The 15,134-nt window shown below is 75.4% G+C and carries 13 protein-coding genes; 10 read left to right on the forward strand and 3 right to left on the reverse strand.

Going from position 1 to position 15,134, the window contains the following annotated elements:
* Positions 1–146 precede the first annotated feature (146 nt).
* Positions 147–344 carry a hypothetical protein gene (locus tag ABUL08_RS06965; RefSeq protein WP_242791909.1) on the reverse strand — a complete coding sequence of 66 codons (198 nt, stop codon included), beginning with the start codon at positions 342–344 and terminating at the stop codon, positions 147–149.
* A 215-nt stretch (positions 345–559) separates the two neighbouring features.
* Here ABUL08_RS06965 and ABUL08_RS06970 point away from each other — a divergent pair, with 215 nt between their 5' ends.
* From ABUL08_RS06970 to ABUL08_RS07010, 9 genes are all read left to right on the forward strand, one after another.
* Positions 560–1,519, forward strand: a complete 960-nt coding sequence (locus tag ABUL08_RS06970; RefSeq protein ID WP_350935628.1) for an ABC transporter ATP-binding protein — start codon at positions 560–562, stop codon at positions 1,517–1,519.
* On the forward strand, positions 1,519–2,271 hold the full coding sequence (locus ABUL08_RS06975) for an ABC transporter permease (RefSeq protein WP_350935630.1): 753 nt from the start codon (positions 1,519–1,521) through the stop codon (positions 2,269–2,271). The genes ABUL08_RS06970 and ABUL08_RS06975 overlap by 1 nt, the downstream gene beginning before the upstream one ends.
* The gene (locus tag ABUL08_RS06980) at positions 2,268–3,554 is read left to right on the forward strand and encodes a M16 family metallopeptidase (protein ID WP_350935631.1); all 1,287 of its coding nucleotides are present in this window, start codon (positions 2,268–2,270) and stop codon (positions 3,552–3,554) included. The genes ABUL08_RS06975 and ABUL08_RS06980 overlap by 4 nt, the downstream gene beginning before the upstream one ends.
* A 5-nt stretch (positions 3,555–3,559) precedes the next feature.
* Entirely contained in the window at positions 3,560–4,828 is a 1,269-nt protein-coding gene (locus ABUL08_RS06985; RefSeq protein ID WP_350935632.1) for a M16 family metallopeptidase, read from the forward strand.
* Positions 4,825–6,327 carry a hypothetical protein gene (locus tag ABUL08_RS06990; RefSeq protein WP_350935634.1) on the forward strand — a complete coding sequence of 501 codons (1,503 nt, stop codon included), beginning with the start codon at positions 4,825–4,827 and terminating at the stop codon, positions 6,325–6,327. Before ABUL08_RS06985 ends, ABUL08_RS06990 begins: the two co-directional genes overlap by 4 nt.
* A gap of 2 nt (positions 6,328–6,329) precedes the next feature.
* Entirely contained in the window at positions 6,330–7,835 is a 1,506-nt protein-coding gene (locus tag ABUL08_RS06995; RefSeq protein WP_350935636.1) for a hypothetical protein, read from the forward strand.
* Positions 7,836–8,026: 191 nt separating this feature from the next.
* The gene (locus ABUL08_RS07000) at positions 8,027–8,185 is read left to right on the forward strand and encodes a hypothetical protein (RefSeq protein WP_350935638.1); all 159 of its coding nucleotides are present in this window, start codon (positions 8,027–8,029) and stop codon (positions 8,183–8,185) included.
* A gap of 88 nt (positions 8,186–8,273) precedes the next feature.
* On the forward strand, positions 8,274–11,171 hold the full coding sequence (locus ABUL08_RS07005; protein WP_350935639.1) for an ATP-binding protein: 2,898 nt from the start codon (positions 8,274–8,276) through the stop codon (positions 11,169–11,171).
* 66 nt (positions 11,172–11,237) lie between these two features.
* Complete coding sequence (locus tag ABUL08_RS07010) at positions 11,238–11,786, forward strand: hypothetical protein (RefSeq protein ID WP_350935641.1); 549 nt, start codon at positions 11,238–11,240, stop codon at positions 11,784–11,786.
* A 57-nt stretch (positions 11,787–11,843) separates the two neighbouring features.
* Here ABUL08_RS07010 and ABUL08_RS07015 read toward each other — a convergent pair whose 3' ends face one another.
* Complete coding sequence (locus tag ABUL08_RS07015) at positions 11,844–12,308, reverse strand: hypothetical protein (protein ID WP_350935642.1); 465 nt, start codon at positions 12,306–12,308, stop codon at positions 11,844–11,846.
* On the reverse strand, positions 12,301–13,665 hold the full coding sequence (locus ABUL08_RS07020) for a molybdopterin-dependent oxidoreductase (RefSeq protein ID WP_377522153.1): 1,365 nt from the start codon (positions 13,663–13,665) through the stop codon (positions 12,301–12,303). The genes ABUL08_RS07015 and ABUL08_RS07020 overlap by 8 nt, the downstream gene beginning before the upstream one ends.
* 206 nt (positions 13,666–13,871) lie before the next feature.
* Here ABUL08_RS07020 and ABUL08_RS07025 point away from each other — a divergent pair, with 206 nt between their 5' ends.
* A complete protein-coding gene (locus ABUL08_RS07025) occupies positions 13,872–14,933 on the forward strand; it encodes an NAD-dependent epimerase/dehydratase family protein (RefSeq protein ID WP_350935643.1) in 1,062 nt (353 codons plus the stop codon).
* The last annotated feature ends 201 nt before the right edge of the window (positions 14,934–15,134 follow it).

Here is a 15,134-nt window from a genome sequence, read left to right on the forward strand (position 1 = left end):
TCCAGGGAATACGCGGCGTGCTCGTCCGGAATGAGTTCCGGAAAAGGCACCCGCCGAATGGCCGGTAAATGGGTTGGTCACCGATGGAGCGAGGCGGTCAGATCAGAGGTCGGCCGCCCGGGTCGTGCCTGTTACGGGTAATTCGTTCAGCAGCAGGACGACGAGGTCGACGCGGAGCCCGAGGCGTTCAGCGGGTCCTCGCTGAGGATCTCCTCGCCGTCCGGGGTGTCGGCGATGATGATGATGACGGAGGCGCCCATGTCGGGCAGCGCCACGGCGTCGGTGGCGTCCAGGACGGCGAGCTCGCTGACGTCGAACGAGCCGAAGTCGAGGGTAGCGTTCATTGTCTTTCTCCTTCGTTGATTGACTGCGATCGGTGTTTCCGGTGGTGACCTGAAAACACGATGAGCCCTCACTGAGTCGTCGCACAAGATTTTCCGGCGGCATCAACATGCCGATTTGCCGGGCGTTCGGCAACAAGCTGCCAGGGCGTTGCGGAAGCATTGGCAGACCTCTCCGGAGGGCCCATGGTGGGGGCACACGGAAGAAGGGAGTCAACGTGATCAGCGCGGAGGGACTGTCCCGCACATACACGTCACGAGCCGGAAAAGTCGACGCGGTGCACGAGGTGAACCTGACCGTCGACGCCGGCCAGGTGGTCGGCTTCCTCGGGCCCAACGGCGCCGGCAAGACCACCACGGTCCGGATGCTCACCACCCTGCTGGACCCGACCGCGGGCCGGGCCACCGTCGCCGGCTTCGACGTCGTACGGCAGCGCGCCGAGGTCCGGCGGCGGATCGGCTACGTGAGCCAGGCCAGCTCCTTCGTCCCGCAGCGCATCGGCGACGAGCTGCGGACCCAGGCCCGCCTGCACGGTCTGAGCGCCCGCCAGGCCGCGGCGCGGACCGCCGAGCTGGCTGAGCGGTTCGACCTCACCGGCGTGCTCGACCGGTCGGCGCTGCGCGTCTCCGGTGGGCAGCGCCGCCGCTTCGACCTGGCGCTCGGCCTGGTGCACCGGCCCGAGGTGCTCTTCCTCGACGAGCCGACCGCCGGCCTGGACCCGCACAGCCGTGCCGAGTTGTGGCAGCTGCTGCGCGAGCTGCGCGCCACGCAGGGCACCAGCGTCTTCCTGACCACGCACTACCTGGACGAGGCGGACGCGCTGTGTGACCGCGTCGTGGTGATCAACGCGGGGCGCATCGTCGCCGACGACACCAGCGACGCCCTCAAGGAGCAGCTCGGCGGGGACGTCGTGGTGCTCGAGACCGACCAGCTCGGCGCCGCCTCGGCCGTCGTCGCCGCGGAGCTGCCCGGCTGCGCGGTCGACACCGCCCCCGGTCGGGTGCGGTTCCAGATCGACCACGCCCAGCGCCGCCTGCCCGGGCTGCTGCGCGAGCTGGACCGGGCCGGGGTGGCGCTCACCTCGGTGTCGGTCAAGCGGCCCACCCTCGACGACGTCTTCCTGCGGCTCACCGGGCACGTCACGGGCAGCCCGCTGCGGACGGAGGTGGCAGCCTGATGAGCACCGCCTGGGTGGTCTTCCAACGGTCCATGCGCTACACCGTCAGCAACCCCGCGTGGGTCGTCACCGGGCTGCTCCAGCCCGTGCTCTACCTGGTCCTGTTCGGTCCGCTGCTCAGTGGGCTCAACGACGTGCAGGGCTACGGCGGCGGCAACTCCTGGCGCTTCTTCGTGCCCGGCCTGCTGGTGCAGCAGTGCGTCTTCGCCGCGGTGTTCGTCGGCTTCGGCGTGCTCGCCGAGGCCCGCTCCGGGGTGCTGGACCGGATGCGCGTGAGTGGGGCGAGTCAGCTCGGTCTGCTGCTCGGCCGGATCAGCCGGGACGTGCTGGTGGTGCTCGGGCAGGCCGCGGTCCTGGTGCTCGGCGCGGTCGCGTTCGGCCTGCGGGCCCCGGCCGGCGGGATCCTGCTCACCTTCGTCCTGCTGGCGGTCTTCGCCGTGGCGATGTCCGCGCTGTCCTACGCGCTGGCGCTGCGGGTCCGCTCCGAGGGCGCGTACGGCCAGGTCGTCAACGCGTTCACTTTGCCGTCGCTGCTGCTGTCCGGGGTCCTGCTGCCGCTCACCCTGGCCCCGGCCTGGCTGGCCGCGGTCGCCCGGGTCAACCCCCTGTCGCACGTGGTCGACGCGGCCCGCGGTCTCTTCGCCGGTCAGACCACCGGCCGGCCGGTCCTGGTCGGGTCGTCGGTGGCGCTCACCGCGGCGGTGCTGGCGCTCTGGTTCGGCGTCCGCTCGGTACGGGGCATCTCGAAATGAGCCTCACCCTGGCCGCGCCCGCCCTCGCCCGGCACCGGCTCGCCAACGGCCTGCGGGTGGTGGCGCTGGACGAGCCACGGCTGAGCGCGGTCGGCATCGCGGTGGTCTACGACGTCGGCTACCGCACCGAGACGCGGCCGGGGTTCGCCCATCTCTTCGAGCACCTGATGTTCCAGGGCGGCGGCGGGCCGGGCCGGGCCACGTTCGCGCGGCAGGTGCAGGCGTCCGGCGGTGTCTTCAACGGCACCACCCACCGTGACCACACCAGCTACTTCCAGGCCCTGCCCGGTGCGGCGCTGGAGGAGGGGCTGCGCCTGGAAGCCGACCGGATGCGGGCGCTGAACGTCACCGCCGCCGACGTAGCCAACCAGGTGGCGGTGGTGACCGAGGAGATCCGCCGCAACGTGCTCAGCCGCCCGTACGGCGGTTTCCCGACCTTCCACCTCCCGCCGGTGCTGTTCACCCGGCAGGCCAACACCCACGACGGGTACGGCGACGTGGCCGCGCTGGCCTACGCCACCGTCGCGGAGTGCGAGGCCTTCCACCGGCGCTACTACCACCCGGGCAACGCCGTGCTGGCGATCGGCGGCCAGATCCCGACGGAGCACGCCTTCGCCCTGGCCGAGCGGCACTTCGGGACCATCCCGGCGGGCGTCGCGCCGGCGCCGCTCGACCTCACCGAGCAGCCACCTCAGCAGGTCCGCCGCACCGAGCGGCCCGACCCGCTCGCCCCGGCCCCCGCGCTCGCCCTCGGTTGGCAGGTGCCTGCCCCCTCGTCGCGGGAGTACCTGGCGACCCTGGTGGTCGCCGGGATCCTCGGCGGTGGACCGGCCGGTCGGCTCTCCCGCGCCGCCGTCCGCGACTACGGGCCGGCCACCCGGGTCACCGCGCACCTCGGCCTGACCGGCGGGCCGTTCGAGAGCCGCGACCCCGACGCCCTGGTCGTGTCGGCCGTGTTCGGGCCGCGGACCCCCGCCGAGGCGGTCGAGGAGACCGTCCTCGGCGAGCTGTCCGCGCTGGCCCAGGACGGCCCGACCGAGGCGGAGCTGCTGCGGGCGGCCGCCCGGCTGCGGGCCGACTGGTACCGCGACATCGACCCGATCGGCGCCCGGACCCGGCGGGTGGCCACCTTCGAACTGCTGCACGACAGCGCCGAACTGGCCCTGTCCGCGCTGGCCGAGCTGACCACGATCAGTGCAGCCGAGGTCCGCGCGGCCGCCGCCGAGCTGGCCGGCCGTCGCCACGCCGCCGTGCACCTCGTTCCCTCCGGAGGCGGAAGGTGACCACCGTGAACCCGTCCCTCGACGACCGGGAGGTCACCGACCTCACCCTCGCCGGCGGCCTGCGCGTGCTGGTCGCCCGCCGCCCGGCCGTGCCGCTGGTCCAGGTGCGGCTCGCGGTGCCCTTCGGTGCCGCCCCCGGCGACGACACCCACGTCGCCGTCGCCGAACTGCTGGCGGCCAGCCTGCTGTCCGGTACCGCGGGACGGGACCGGGCCGCGATCGACGACGACCTGGCCGCCGCCGGCGCGGCGCTGACCGCGTCGGTCCGACCGCAGCGGCTGAGGGTCTCCGGCCACGGGCTCGCCGAGGACCTCGACACCCTCGCCGAGGTGCTGGCCGACTGCCTGACCGGGGCGGCGTACCGACCGGACGCCGTGGAGTTCGAGCGGGCCCGGCTGCTGCAACGGGTCCGGCTGGCCGGCACGCTGCCGGAGTGGGTCGCCCGGGCGGCTCTGCTGCGGCACTGCTTCGGCGATCATCCGGCCGCCGTCGAGACCCCCGACGCCGAGCAGGTCGCCGCGGTCACCGCCGAGCAGGTCGCCGCGCTGCACGCGACCCGGCTCGTGCCGGCCGGGTCGGTGCTCGTCCTGGTCGGCGACGTCGACCCGGACGCCGCGGTCGCCCTCTTCGCCGACCGACTGGCCGGCTGGACCGCACCGCATCCCGCCGTCGCGCTCGGGCCGCCACCGATGCCCACCGGCGGCGCCGTGCTGCCCCGCCTCCGGCCCGGTGCCCAGCAGGCCGACGTCCGCCTGGCCGCGCCCTCGCTCGCCCGGATCGACCCCGGCTTCACCGCCCTGCGCCTGGCCGACCACGTGTACGGCGGCTATTTCAGCTCCCGCCTGGTGCACCGGCTGCGCGAGGAGCGCGGCTACGTCTACACCGCGTCGTCGGGCATCGAGGAGCAGGCCGGGCAGGCGCTCAGCGTCATCCAGTTCGGCTGCGCCCCGGAGCACGCCTGGTCGGCGGTCGACGAGGCCCGGACGCTGCTGGCGCGGATCAGCGACGGCGTACCCCCCACCGCCGCGGAGATCGAGGCGGCCCGCGGCCACCTGGCTGGCATCACCGCCATCTCCGAGTCCACCCAGATCGGCCTCGTCGAGGCGCTCTGCGGTGTCGCCGTCGCCGGGCTGGACCCCGGTTGGCTGACCCGTTTCCCCACCGCGCTGCACGAGACGTCGGACGACGAGGTCCGCGCCGCCGCCCAGCGTTACCTGCGGCCCGAGGCGTACACCGGGGTGCTGCTGGGCCCCGAGAAGGTGATGTCCCGATGAAGGTGAAACTCCGCCCCGGCACCCAGTTCGTGCCGGCGCCGCGCGGGGTGCGCTGCACCCGCGCCGACGACTCCTTCCTGCTCACCGGCCCGCCCGCGCTCTTCCCGCTGATCGACGGCTGCCTCGGCGACCTCTACGACGGGACGACCGTCGAGGAGCTGCTGGCCACCGTGGCGGCGCCCGCCCGGCCGGCGCTGGACCGGGTGGTCGCGGTGCTGCTGGAGCGCGACGCCCTCTTCACCGTCGACCCGACGGTCGCCCCGCCACCGGACCGGGAGACCGCCGCCCGGTACGCCGACGTGCTGGCCTATCTGGAGGAGCACTGCGCCCAGCCGTACGCCGCCTTCGCGACCCTGCGACAGACCACGGTGACGGTGCTCGGGGACGGACCGGCGGCGAGCAGCGCCCGCAGCGGGCTCGCCGCCGCCGGCATCGGCACCGGCGGCGCGGACGCGGACCTGGTCGTCGCCGTCGACGTGGCACCGCCGGCCGGTGTGCCGGTGCTGCCGGTGCGGGCCCGGCCCGACGGGGTACTGGTCGGCCCGGTGCTGCCCGACCGGGGCGCGCTGCCCCGGCTGACCGCCGCGATGGACCGGGCGCAGCAGTGGCAACGCACCCTGGCCAGCGGTGCGGCGCCGCTGCCGGTCGGCGCGGTCCTGGCCGGCTCGCTCGCCGCGCGTCGGGTGCTCGACCACCTGCTGGGGCGGGCGGCGCGGACCCTGACCGTGGTGCACGGGCCGGCCGCGGACACCGTCGAGGTCCCGCTGGCCAGCGAGTCGCCCGTGGACCTGACCGAGCCGTGGCGCGGCTGGGCCGTACCGCTGCCCGAGCCGGCCCCGGTGCCGCCGCTGCGCCGGGTCGCCCGGCAACCGGTGGACGGCTCCCCGGCGGTGCACGGCTGGGGCGTCACCACGGCCGCCGCCGAGGCCGACGCCCTGCTGGCCCTGGCCCGGGCCCGCTGCGGGACGGGCCTCGACGCCGGGCGGGTGGCCGCCGCCGGGTTCGACGAGCCGCGCCGACTGCTCGACGGCGGACTGCGCCTGATCGGCGCCGACCTGCTCCGGCGGGAGCCCGGCACGCCGGCCGGCACCGATGGGCTCAGCCCCGCCGCGCGGGCCGTCGCGGCGGCGCTGCGCGACTACCACGAGCGGCCGGTCACGCTGCGGCTGCGCCGCCTCCCCGCCGGGGACTGGGTGCTGGCCGGCGCGTACGACCGGGCCGGCGGCCTGCTCGCGGCCGAGTGGGCGCCGGGTGCCGCCGCCGCGCTGTACGCCACGCTGATGGCCGCGCTGGCCACGGTGGACGCCGGTGCCGCCGCCGGGCCGGTCGTCCTGCCCGGGACGTGGACCATCGCGCAGAGCGGCGACGAGGCCGTCAGCGCCGCGCTCACGCACCTGCACACCCTCCTCGGCGGCCGCCGGCTCGCCGGTGACCCGCTGGTATCCGACCCGGTCATCGGCGACCTGCCGCTGGCGTACGGACCGATGTGGCTGGAGTGACCATGACCGACGCGACCGAGACCCTCCGCTTCGCGCTGCGTCAGGGCCCCCTGCGCGGCATCCTGCACGACCCGATCGTCATCGACGAGTCGGTGCCGACGACGGCGTTGATCCCGCCCGCGGCGGCGCGTGGCGAGTCCGGCCGGCCGTTGCCGCTGGGCACGACGGCTGCGCTCGCGGCGACGACCTACCCGGCCGGACGCCTCCCGGCCGGGCCGGCCTGCTGGCAGCGGCTGGGCGCCGTGCTGCTCGCCGCGTTCGGCCTGCAGCGGCGGGAACCCTCCAATCCGGCCAACGACCATCGGGTGACGGCGTCGGTACGCAGCAAGTTCCCCGTGCACGTGTTCGTCGTGCCGCCCGCCGGCCCGGCCGCCTACCTGGACGTCTACCGGCACGCGCTGGTCGACGTGGGCGGGGTGCCCGTCCCGCCGCCGCTGCGGCCCGATCCGGGCGAGGTGACCGTGGTGCTGGCCGCCCGGCACACCGACCTCCCGGCGCCGTACGGCGCGCTGCGCTGCGCGCTGACCGACCTGGAGACCGGGATCAACCTGCGGAGCCTGCTGGTGGCCGCCGAGCTGGCCGGGCTCGGGGCGGTGGTGGCGAGCGACGGCCCGACGGTCACGGCCGCCGCCGACCTGGCCGCCGCCACCGGACCGGGCAGTTGGGCGGCGCCGGTCACCGTGGTGCTGCGCGGTGCGGGAGCGCTGCCGGAGCCCGTCGACCTGCCCGCCACCACGGTCCCCGACGACCGGCTGCCGGCCGCGTCGGCCGACCGTACCCTGGCCGACCTGGTGCCGATCGTCCGGCACCGCGTGGCGCGGGCCGCGGCCACCGGCCCGGCCGTGTCCGCCGGAGCCGGCGCGCCCGGCATCCCCGACCTGCCGGCAGGGACCGGGCCGAGCTGGGAGCAGGTGCTGTGGCGTCGCTCCGCGGGTCGGGTCCGGGCACCGTTGACCGGCTTCTCCGCCCGGCCGGCGCGCGCGGACCGCGCGTTCCTCGACGACCTGCTGGGCTGGGCGGCCGTGCCCGCCCCGACCGACCGGCTCCGCGCGGTCGGCGAGCGGGTCGGCCTCGGTGTCGTGCTGCACCACGTCGCCGACCTGCCGACCGGCTGGTACACGATCGACGGCACCACCGCGCGACCCGGGACGCTCGACGACCGGCTGCCGGCCCGCATCGAGCAGAGCTTCGGCTACCCGCTCTCCACCGCCAACGACTGCGGCGTACGGCACGCGCTGGCGATCTGCGTGCTCACCGTGGACCTGCGCGCGCTCGTCACCGACCTGGGCGACGACGCCTGGGGGCTGCTGCAGGTGTGGTGCGGGTGGGTGGCGCACGGCTTCAGCATGGCCGCCGCCGCGCACGGGCTCTTCGCCCGACCCGCCCGGTCCTTCGACGAGCACCATCTCGGCGCGCTGCTGGACCTCCCGGCCGGGCAGGCGCCGGTGCTGATGACGGTGTGCGGCCGGTCCGCGTACGCCGAACCCCTGCTCGACCTGCGCGCCTGAGCACGGGGGAGCGCACCGGAAAAGATACGTGCAACGTACCCATGCCAGCCGATCGGCGGGCGTGGGAGGGTTCCGTCTGCAGGACCGCACCGGCCACGACGGCGGACCCGGGATCCGCCACCGGAGGCCGCGGGACCTGCGACGTAGCACGCCGGGGACATCACCGGGCTCCGCCCGTGGAAGGAACGACGATGATCACCACTGGGAACAACCGCCGCAACCGGATCCGCCTCATGATCGCCACCGTTCTGGCAGCGGCCGCCGCCACCCTGGGCCTCGCCCTCGCCGGACCGGCAGCGGTCACCGCCAGTGCCGACTCCGGCACCGGCTGCTGCATCCACCAGCCGTAGCGGTATCCACCGGGGTCCATCCATCGGCGGGCGGCCTGCCGTTCGGTGGATGGACCCCGGTCTCGGCCGATCATTACGATCGGCCGCAATGGTCACCCGGACAGCATCACTACACGGGCGTGAGAACGCGCTTCACCAGGTGAAAGACCTTCTGGGCGATGCGCGCGCAGGCAACGGCGGCAGCATCTTCGTGCACGGCGAGAGCGGTGTCGGCCGGTCCCGTCTGCTCGCCGAGGCCGGCCGGATCGGCCAGTCCGCCGGCATGGTGGTCCTGCGGGGTCGCTGCGGCGGCCTGGCACCCGCGACGCCGTTCCGCCCGCTCACCGAGGCGCTGCTCGCCTTCACCCGCACCGCCGGCACCCTCACCGAGGCGCTCGGCCCGTACCGGCTCCTGCTCGGCCCGCTCATCCCCGAGTGGCGTGACCTCGGGTCGACCCCCGCCGACCAGTCGTTGATCGTGCTCGCCGAGGGCGTGCTGCGGCTGCTCAGCCTGGCCGGTCGACAGAGCGGCTGCCTGCTCGTCCTCGACGACCTGCACAACGCCGACACCGAGACCCTGGCGATCGTCGAGTATCTCACCGACAACCTGGCCGACCAGCCGGTCGCGCTGATCGCCGCCACCCGGGACCGGGACTGCGCGGCGATGGACCTGGCCCGCACCGCCGACCGGCACCGCGTCGCGAGTCTGCTCGGACTACCCCGCCTCACCCGTGACGAGCTGCGTCAGACCGTCGCCGACTGGCTGGACGGCCAGCCCACGCGGTTGCCGGACGACGTGCTGGAGCCGCTGTGGCGCACCAGCGCCGGCAACCCGGCGCTGGCCGAGGAACTGCTCACCGAGATGATCGACAGCGGTTGGCTGAGCGACACCCCGCAGGGGTGGCGGCTGACCGGTCCACCGCGGGCGTACGTCCCCGGCTCCGTCGCCCGCCGCCTGGCCCGCCGACTGGAGGCCTGCGAGCCGCCCGAGCGCGAGCTGCTGCTCTCCGCCGCGATCTTCGGGGAGCGGTTCCCGTTCACCGCGCTGCACCGCATCACCGGTCTCGACGAGCCGGACCTCGTCCGTGAACTGCACCGTGGGGTCGCCGCCGACCTGGTCCGCCCGGACGGCCCGGACTGGTACGTGTTCCGGCATCCCCTGATCGCCGAAGCCCTGCTCGACACCTGCTCCTCGGCACGCCGGACGCAGCTGGCGACCCGGGCGGTCGAGACCGTCGAGGCACTCCACCCCGACCTCCCCGGCATCTTCTGCCAGCTCGCGGCCACGCTCCGGCTACGGGCGGGAGATCCCGTCGGCGCCGGCCGGCACCTGGCCGAGGCGGCCCGCCGGGCCCTGGCCGACGGTGCCGCCGCGTCGGCCGTCGACCTGTTGGAGCAGGCCGAGCCGCTGGTCACCGCCGACCCCGCGCTGCACGCCGACGTCCAGGAGTCCCGGGTGCAGGCCCTGGTCGAGGCCGGCCAGATCGACCGTTCCCTGCAGATGATCGCCGAGCTGGACGGTGTCGGCGGTGGATGGAACCCGGCCCGGCTGGCCGCCCTGCACACCCATCTGGCCTGGGCCGCGGTCGTCGCCGCCCGGGCCGCCGACGGCATGGATCAGATCGCCGCCGCCCGGCGCCTGCTCGGCGACGGCGCGTCACCGCAGCAGAGCGCCGCCATCGACGTCGTCTCCGCGCACCTGGTCTTCGAACTGCCCGGCCCCGGTCAGTTCCAGCTGGCCGAGCAGATGGCCCGGCAGGCCGCCGCCGTCGCCGAGCAGCACGACATGCCGGTGGTGGCCTGCCAGGCGTGGCAGCTGCTCGGCATGCTGACCCGCCGCCGGGACGTCGACGAGGCGACCCTCTATCTGGAGCGGTCCCGTCAACTGGCCGTGAAGCACGGGCTGCGCATCTGGGAGATCCACGCCCTGGTCCGGCTGGGCAACGACGACGCGGCCCGCGACGGCAACCTGCGTCGACTCCGCCACGTGGCCCGGGACGCCTGGACGGCCGGCGCGGTCACGGCGGCGTACCAGGCGGAGTCCAGCATCGCCCTCCAGGTCGCCCTCCAGGGCGGGTTCGCCGAGGCGACCGAGATCATCGACCGGGCGCTCCCGGCCACCACCCGCCTCCAGCTGGGGGAGACCGCCGGACACCTGTGGCAGACCCGGGCGGTCGTCGCGGCCCACCAGGGCCACCGGCGCGAGATGGAACGCGTCATCGGCGAGCTGCGTCGGCAGCAGCAGGACGCCCACTGGGCCGACGCGAAGGTGTTCGGGCTGGCCCGGGCGTTCTGCTCCCTGCTGGAGGAGAACCGTCCCCGGGCGCTGGCCGAGCTGGCCAGCACCCTCCAGGCCGACGGCGGCAACCCGGCGCTCTCCCCGATCAGCGGTCGGGTCGGGCTGCACCCGCTGCTGCGCGCGCTGGCCGGGGAGAACGACGCCGGGGCGTACGAGAACGGCGCGGACGGGGTGCAGCGGCTGCGGTGGAACTGGCAGTTCGTGGAGGCGACCCGGGCGGTGCTGGCCGGTCGGGCGGGGGAGCGGGAGGTCGCCGAGGCCGCTGCGGCCTCGGCCCTGCAGGCGGCCGAGCGCTACCCGTTGGCCCGGCACCTGATCCTCCGGTTGATCGCCGAGCCGGCGCTCGCGGACGGCTGGGGCGATCCGGTGTCCTGGCTGCGCGAGGCCGAGGCGTTCTTCCACGACGCCGGGGCGGAGCGGGTGGCGGGCGCGTGCCGGGCGCTGCTGCGGCGCGCCGGGGTCGCGACGGGACAGCGCCGCGAGGGGGTCGACAACATCCCGCGGTCGCTGCGGGAGTTGGGCGTCACCGTGCGCGAATACCAGATCCTCGACATGATCACCGCGCGACTGGGCAACCGCGAGATCGCCGAACGGCTGCACCTGTCCCCGCGCACCGTGGAGAAGCACGTCGCGAGTCTGATGGCCAAGGCCGGCCACGCCGACCGGGCGGCCCTGCGGGACCTCGTCCTCGACCTGCGGGCGTCCTGACCTGACCTCGTGGTGCCGGCCGGCACGCCGTCCGCGTCGGGACCGCCAGGCGCTACGCTTCCGGCCATGCACGTGACCGACGACGGTGAGCGGCTCGCCGCGTCACTTCTCCGTCGGCTGGACGCGCTGACCTTCCGGGACGCCACGACCGGCGAGGTGGACGCGCTGATCATCGACTCGGTGGTCGACTGGGCCCGTGCCGCGGGCTGGCGGGTCTATCGACGGGCATCCAGCGTCGTGCCGCTGCCCCCACCGCTGTCCGGGCGGTACTCCGTGCTCGACGTCGCCTGTGCCCGACCGGCCGGTCCGCCCGTCGTCGTCGAGGTGGACCACACCGACCGGCGTCGCACCGTGGAGAAGTTGCTGGCGGAGGGGGCGGCGGGGCGCATCCCCGTCTGGGTGCGCTGGGGTCCGGGTCCGTTCGCCCCGCCCCCCTCGCCGGTCCGTCTGGTCACCTGCGTGGTGAGCCGGCGACCGGGCCCGGCGGGCCAGGGGCGCCGCTATTCCCGGGTACCGGCCGACGACCGGCCGCCACCGGCACACTCCGCCGCGACGATCGGCGGTGCGGACCAGGTGACGCTGCCGATCGCGGTGGATCACGTTCCGCCACGCTGAACGCCGGTACGGCAACGCGCCGCAGTCGGCCGGTGCCGCCGCGAGGCGGTCACGTAATCAGCGGCGGCGGGCCCACCACCACCGCAGCAGGTACACCGCGCCGCTCGTCGCGAAGAGCACGGCGACGGCGACCAGCCACCGGCCGAGGAACGGCTGCTGGTCCTGCCCGGTCGCGGCGAGGTACGTGTCCCGTCCCTGCCGCAGGACGTCCGGCAGGTACACCAGGAACAGCAGCGCCGCGGCCAGCGCCGGCACCCGCAGGTGGTTCAGCGGGGACGGCCCCGTCCGGGGGCTGCCGACCGCCGCCCGCAGCGCCCGATCCACCGCGGCGTAGAGCGGGAACAGGACGACATCGTGGACCACCGCCGCGCCGACGAACCAGAGCAGCATCCGGCCGGCGGTCGGCTCCCCGGCGAGCCGCAGCGCCACCCAGCCGGTGACCGTGAAACAGCCGACGAGCAGCAGCAGGTGCCGCGGTGCCGCCCCGTACGCCGCGCGGAAGCGGGCCGCCCGGTCAGTCATCGGTCCGGAAGTCGATCTCGGCGACCCACTTGGTGCAGTGCACCCCGGGCAGGGCGGGGACGATGATCCGCGCCGGATAGCCGTGGTCGGGGGTCAGCTCCACCCCGTTGACGGCCAGCGCGAGCAGCGCGTCGGGGTCGCGTACCTGGTTGGCCTGGAGGGTGGCCTGGGCGAAGAGGCCGCCGCGCTGCAACGAGCGGACGTGGGCGGAGCGCGGCCGGTCGGCGCCGACGAGCGCGGCGAGGTCCCGCAGCCGTACCCCGGTCCAGGTCTGGAGCGTCGACCAGCCCTCCACGCAGGCGATCGGCAGCCGCGCCGTGTGCGGGGTCATCGCCAGCAGCGCCGCCCGGTCCAGGGTGACCCGCCGCTCGCCAGCGCGCAGCGTCAGCCGCCAGTCCGGGCCGGTGTCGGCGGCCGTGATGCCGGCGGCGACCGCCGTACGGTTCACCGGGAACCCGGTCGGGCCGGTGCCCGGCTGTCGACCGCGCGGCAGCAGCAGCGCGGTACGCCGCCACGGCCCGTCCAGGCTCTGCCCGACGGTGAGCGCCCCGAGCAGCAGCGACAGGCCGCCCACCAGGGCGAGCGCGTCGCGTCGGCTCACCGTGGCCGGTCCGGGGGCCGGGGCGACCAGCCCGTCCGGGTCCGGTGGTTCGGGGTGGGTGGCGGCACGCGGGACGGTCAGTTCCCCGCGCAGTGGCCGGGACCGCACCGCGGCCCGCGTCCGCCCCCACCGCAGCGCCACGTGGACGACCAGCGCGGCGACGAAGACCCACCCGCCGAAGTAGTGCGCGGTGTAGAAGTCGAACCCGAACAGGTAGGCGTACTGGATGTTCAGCAGGCCGGTGGCCAGCTCGAAGAGGATCCCGCCGACCAGCAGGAGCAGCGAGAGCCGTTCCAGCACCTGCGCCACCGAGCGGGCCGGCGGCCACCCGAACAGCTTCGGCACGACCGACCAGAGCTTGCCCAGCACCACCGGGACCAGCACGATCCCGAGGGTCACGTGCAGGCCCTGGGTGACCCGGAACAGCCAGGACGGGCGGGTCGGCCAGTCGACCGGGGGCAGCCGCAGCCAGCCGACGTCGCGCGGGAACGCCTGGCCGAACCGCGGGCCGTAGGCGAGGTGGTCGAGCAGCCCGGTCAGGAAGACGACCGGCAGGCCGACCAGCAGGACCAGCCCGAGGACGGCGGTGAGCCAGGGACCGCGCAGCGGGCTGCGCCACCGCCGCGGCACGCCCCGCACGCCGGGTGGGGGATGCGCCGCCAGCAGCGCCCAGCCGCGCGCCGGGAAGCCGTACGCCGGTCGGTCCGGCGGGGTGGCCGGGTGGTCCCCGCCGGGGGGCGTGCTGTCGGCGCTCACCGGTCCTCCTCGTCACGGTCGGTGGGGTGCCGGGAGCCGGCGTCCGGCCGGCACGACACCCACACCGGCAGGCTATGGGCGGGATCGGCCACGGGGCCGCGTTCCGCGGCTTACGGAAGCCTTACCGGGGCGACCGATGTTGCGAGGTCCTTACGGGTACGCCGACCCGGCCCGCCACCGCCGCCCGCCGACCTACCCTGACCGGCATGCGGATACTGGTCACCGGCGCGGCCGGGTTCATCGGATCGCACGTCGCCGACCTGCTCGTGGCCGAGGGGCACGAGGTCGTCGCCCTCGACGCGCTGCTGCCCCAGGCACACGGGGGAGAGCTGCCCGAGTGGTCGCGGCGGCACGACCCGGTGCACGGCGACGTCCGCGACCCGGAGCTGCTCGACCGGCTCCTGCCCGGGGTGGACGCGGTGTGCCACCAGGCCGCGATGGTCGGGCACGGGCTCGATCCGTCGGACGCGCCGGAGTACGCCGGCCACAACGACTACGGCACGGCGGTGCTGCTGGCCGCCATGCACCGGGCCGGCGTGGCCCGGCTGGTGCTGGCCAGTTCGATGGTCGTCTACGGCGAGGGCCGCTACGAGTGCGCCCGGCACGGCACCGTCCGCCCCGCCCCGCGCCGCCCCGACGACCTGGCCGCCGGCCGCTACGACCCGACGTGTCCGCACTGCGCCAGCACCCTCACCCCGGCGCTGGTGCCCGAGGACGCCCCGCTGGAGCCGCGCAGCACGTACGCGGCCACGAAGCTGGCCCAGGAGCACCTGGCCGGCGCCTGGGCGCGGCAGACCGGCGGCGCGGTCTGGGCGTTGCGCTACCACAACGTCTACGGCCCGCGGATGCCCCGCGACACCCCGTACGCGGGGGTGGCGTCGCTGTTCCGGTCGGCGCTGGCAGCCGGGCGGCCACCGCGGGTGCTGGAGGACGGCCGGCAGCGGCGCGACTTCGTGCACGTCACCGACGTGGCGCGGGCCAACCTGCTGGCGCTGACGGCGTCACCGCCGGAGCCCCTGGCGCCGGTCAACGTCTGCTCCGGCGAGCCGCACACCGTCGGGGAGCTGGCCACCGCCCTGGCCGCCGCGATGGCCGGGCCGGCGCCACTGGTGGTCGCCGGGGCCCGCGCCGCCGACGTGCGGCACGTGGTGGCCGACCCGCGCCGGGCGACGGAGCTGCTCGGCTACACCGCCCGGGTCGGCTTCGCCGACGGCGTCGCCGCCTTCGCCACCGACCCGCTGCGCGAGCCGGCCGCCGTCACCGTCTGACCGCTACGCCCCGGCCCGTCCCAGACGACCACGTGGACCACGCAGGCCCGGTCGTCGCGGACCTTGGGTGATGGTGGCGAACCCGAGACGTCCTCGGACGACCGGAAGCGGAAGTCGCCGCCGGGTGACGCGGCGGCCCGCGCCCGGCCGGCGGCTGGGCAGGAGTTTTCCGGGCCGGAGTCCGGGGTAGCGCGGTGGGTG

Source organism: Micromonospora sp. CCTCC AA 2012012, from assembly GCF_040499845.1.
GTDB classification, from domain to species: Bacteria; Actinomycetota; Actinomycetes; order Mycobacteriales; family Micromonosporaceae; genus Micromonospora; species Micromonospora mangrovi.

Bases quoted from the DNA above. Each gene is read 5' to 3' on its own strand.
- ABUL08_RS06965 (WP_242791909.1), bottom strand. From the start codon at position 344: ATGAACGCTACCCTCGACTTCGGCTCGTTCGACGTCAGCGAGCTCGCC.
- ABUL08_RS06975 (WP_350935630.1), top strand. From the start codon at position 1,519: ATGAGCACCGCCTGGGTGGTCTTCCAACGGTCCATGCGCTACACCGTC.
- ABUL08_RS06980 (WP_350935631.1), top strand. From the start codon at position 2,268: ATGAGCCTCACCCTGGCCGCGCCCGCCCTCGCCCGGCACCGGCTCGCC.
- ABUL08_RS06990 (WP_350935634.1), top strand. From the start codon at position 4,825: ATGAAGGTGAAACTCCGCCCCGGCACCCAGTTCGTGCCGGCGCCGCGC.
- ABUL08_RS06995 (WP_350935636.1), top strand. From the start codon at position 6,330: ATGACCGACGCGACCGAGACCCTCCGCTTCGCGCTGCGTCAGGGCCCC.
- ABUL08_RS07000 (WP_350935638.1), top strand. From the start codon at position 8,027: ATGATCACCACTGGGAACAACCGCCGCAACCGGATCCGCCTCATGATC.
- ABUL08_RS07005 (WP_350935639.1), top strand. From the start codon at position 8,274: ATGGTCACCCGGACAGCATCACTACACGGGCGTGAGAACGCGCTTCAC.
- ABUL08_RS07010 (WP_350935641.1), top strand. From the start codon at position 11,238: ATGCACGTGACCGACGACGGTGAGCGGCTCGCCGCGTCACTTCTCCGT.
- ABUL08_RS07015 (WP_350935642.1), bottom strand. From the start codon at position 12,308: ATGACTGACCGGGCGGCCCGCTTCCGCGCGGCGTACGGGGCGGCACCG.
- ABUL08_RS07025 (WP_350935643.1), top strand. From the start codon at position 13,872: ATGCGGATACTGGTCACCGGCGCGGCCGGGTTCATCGGATCGCACGTC.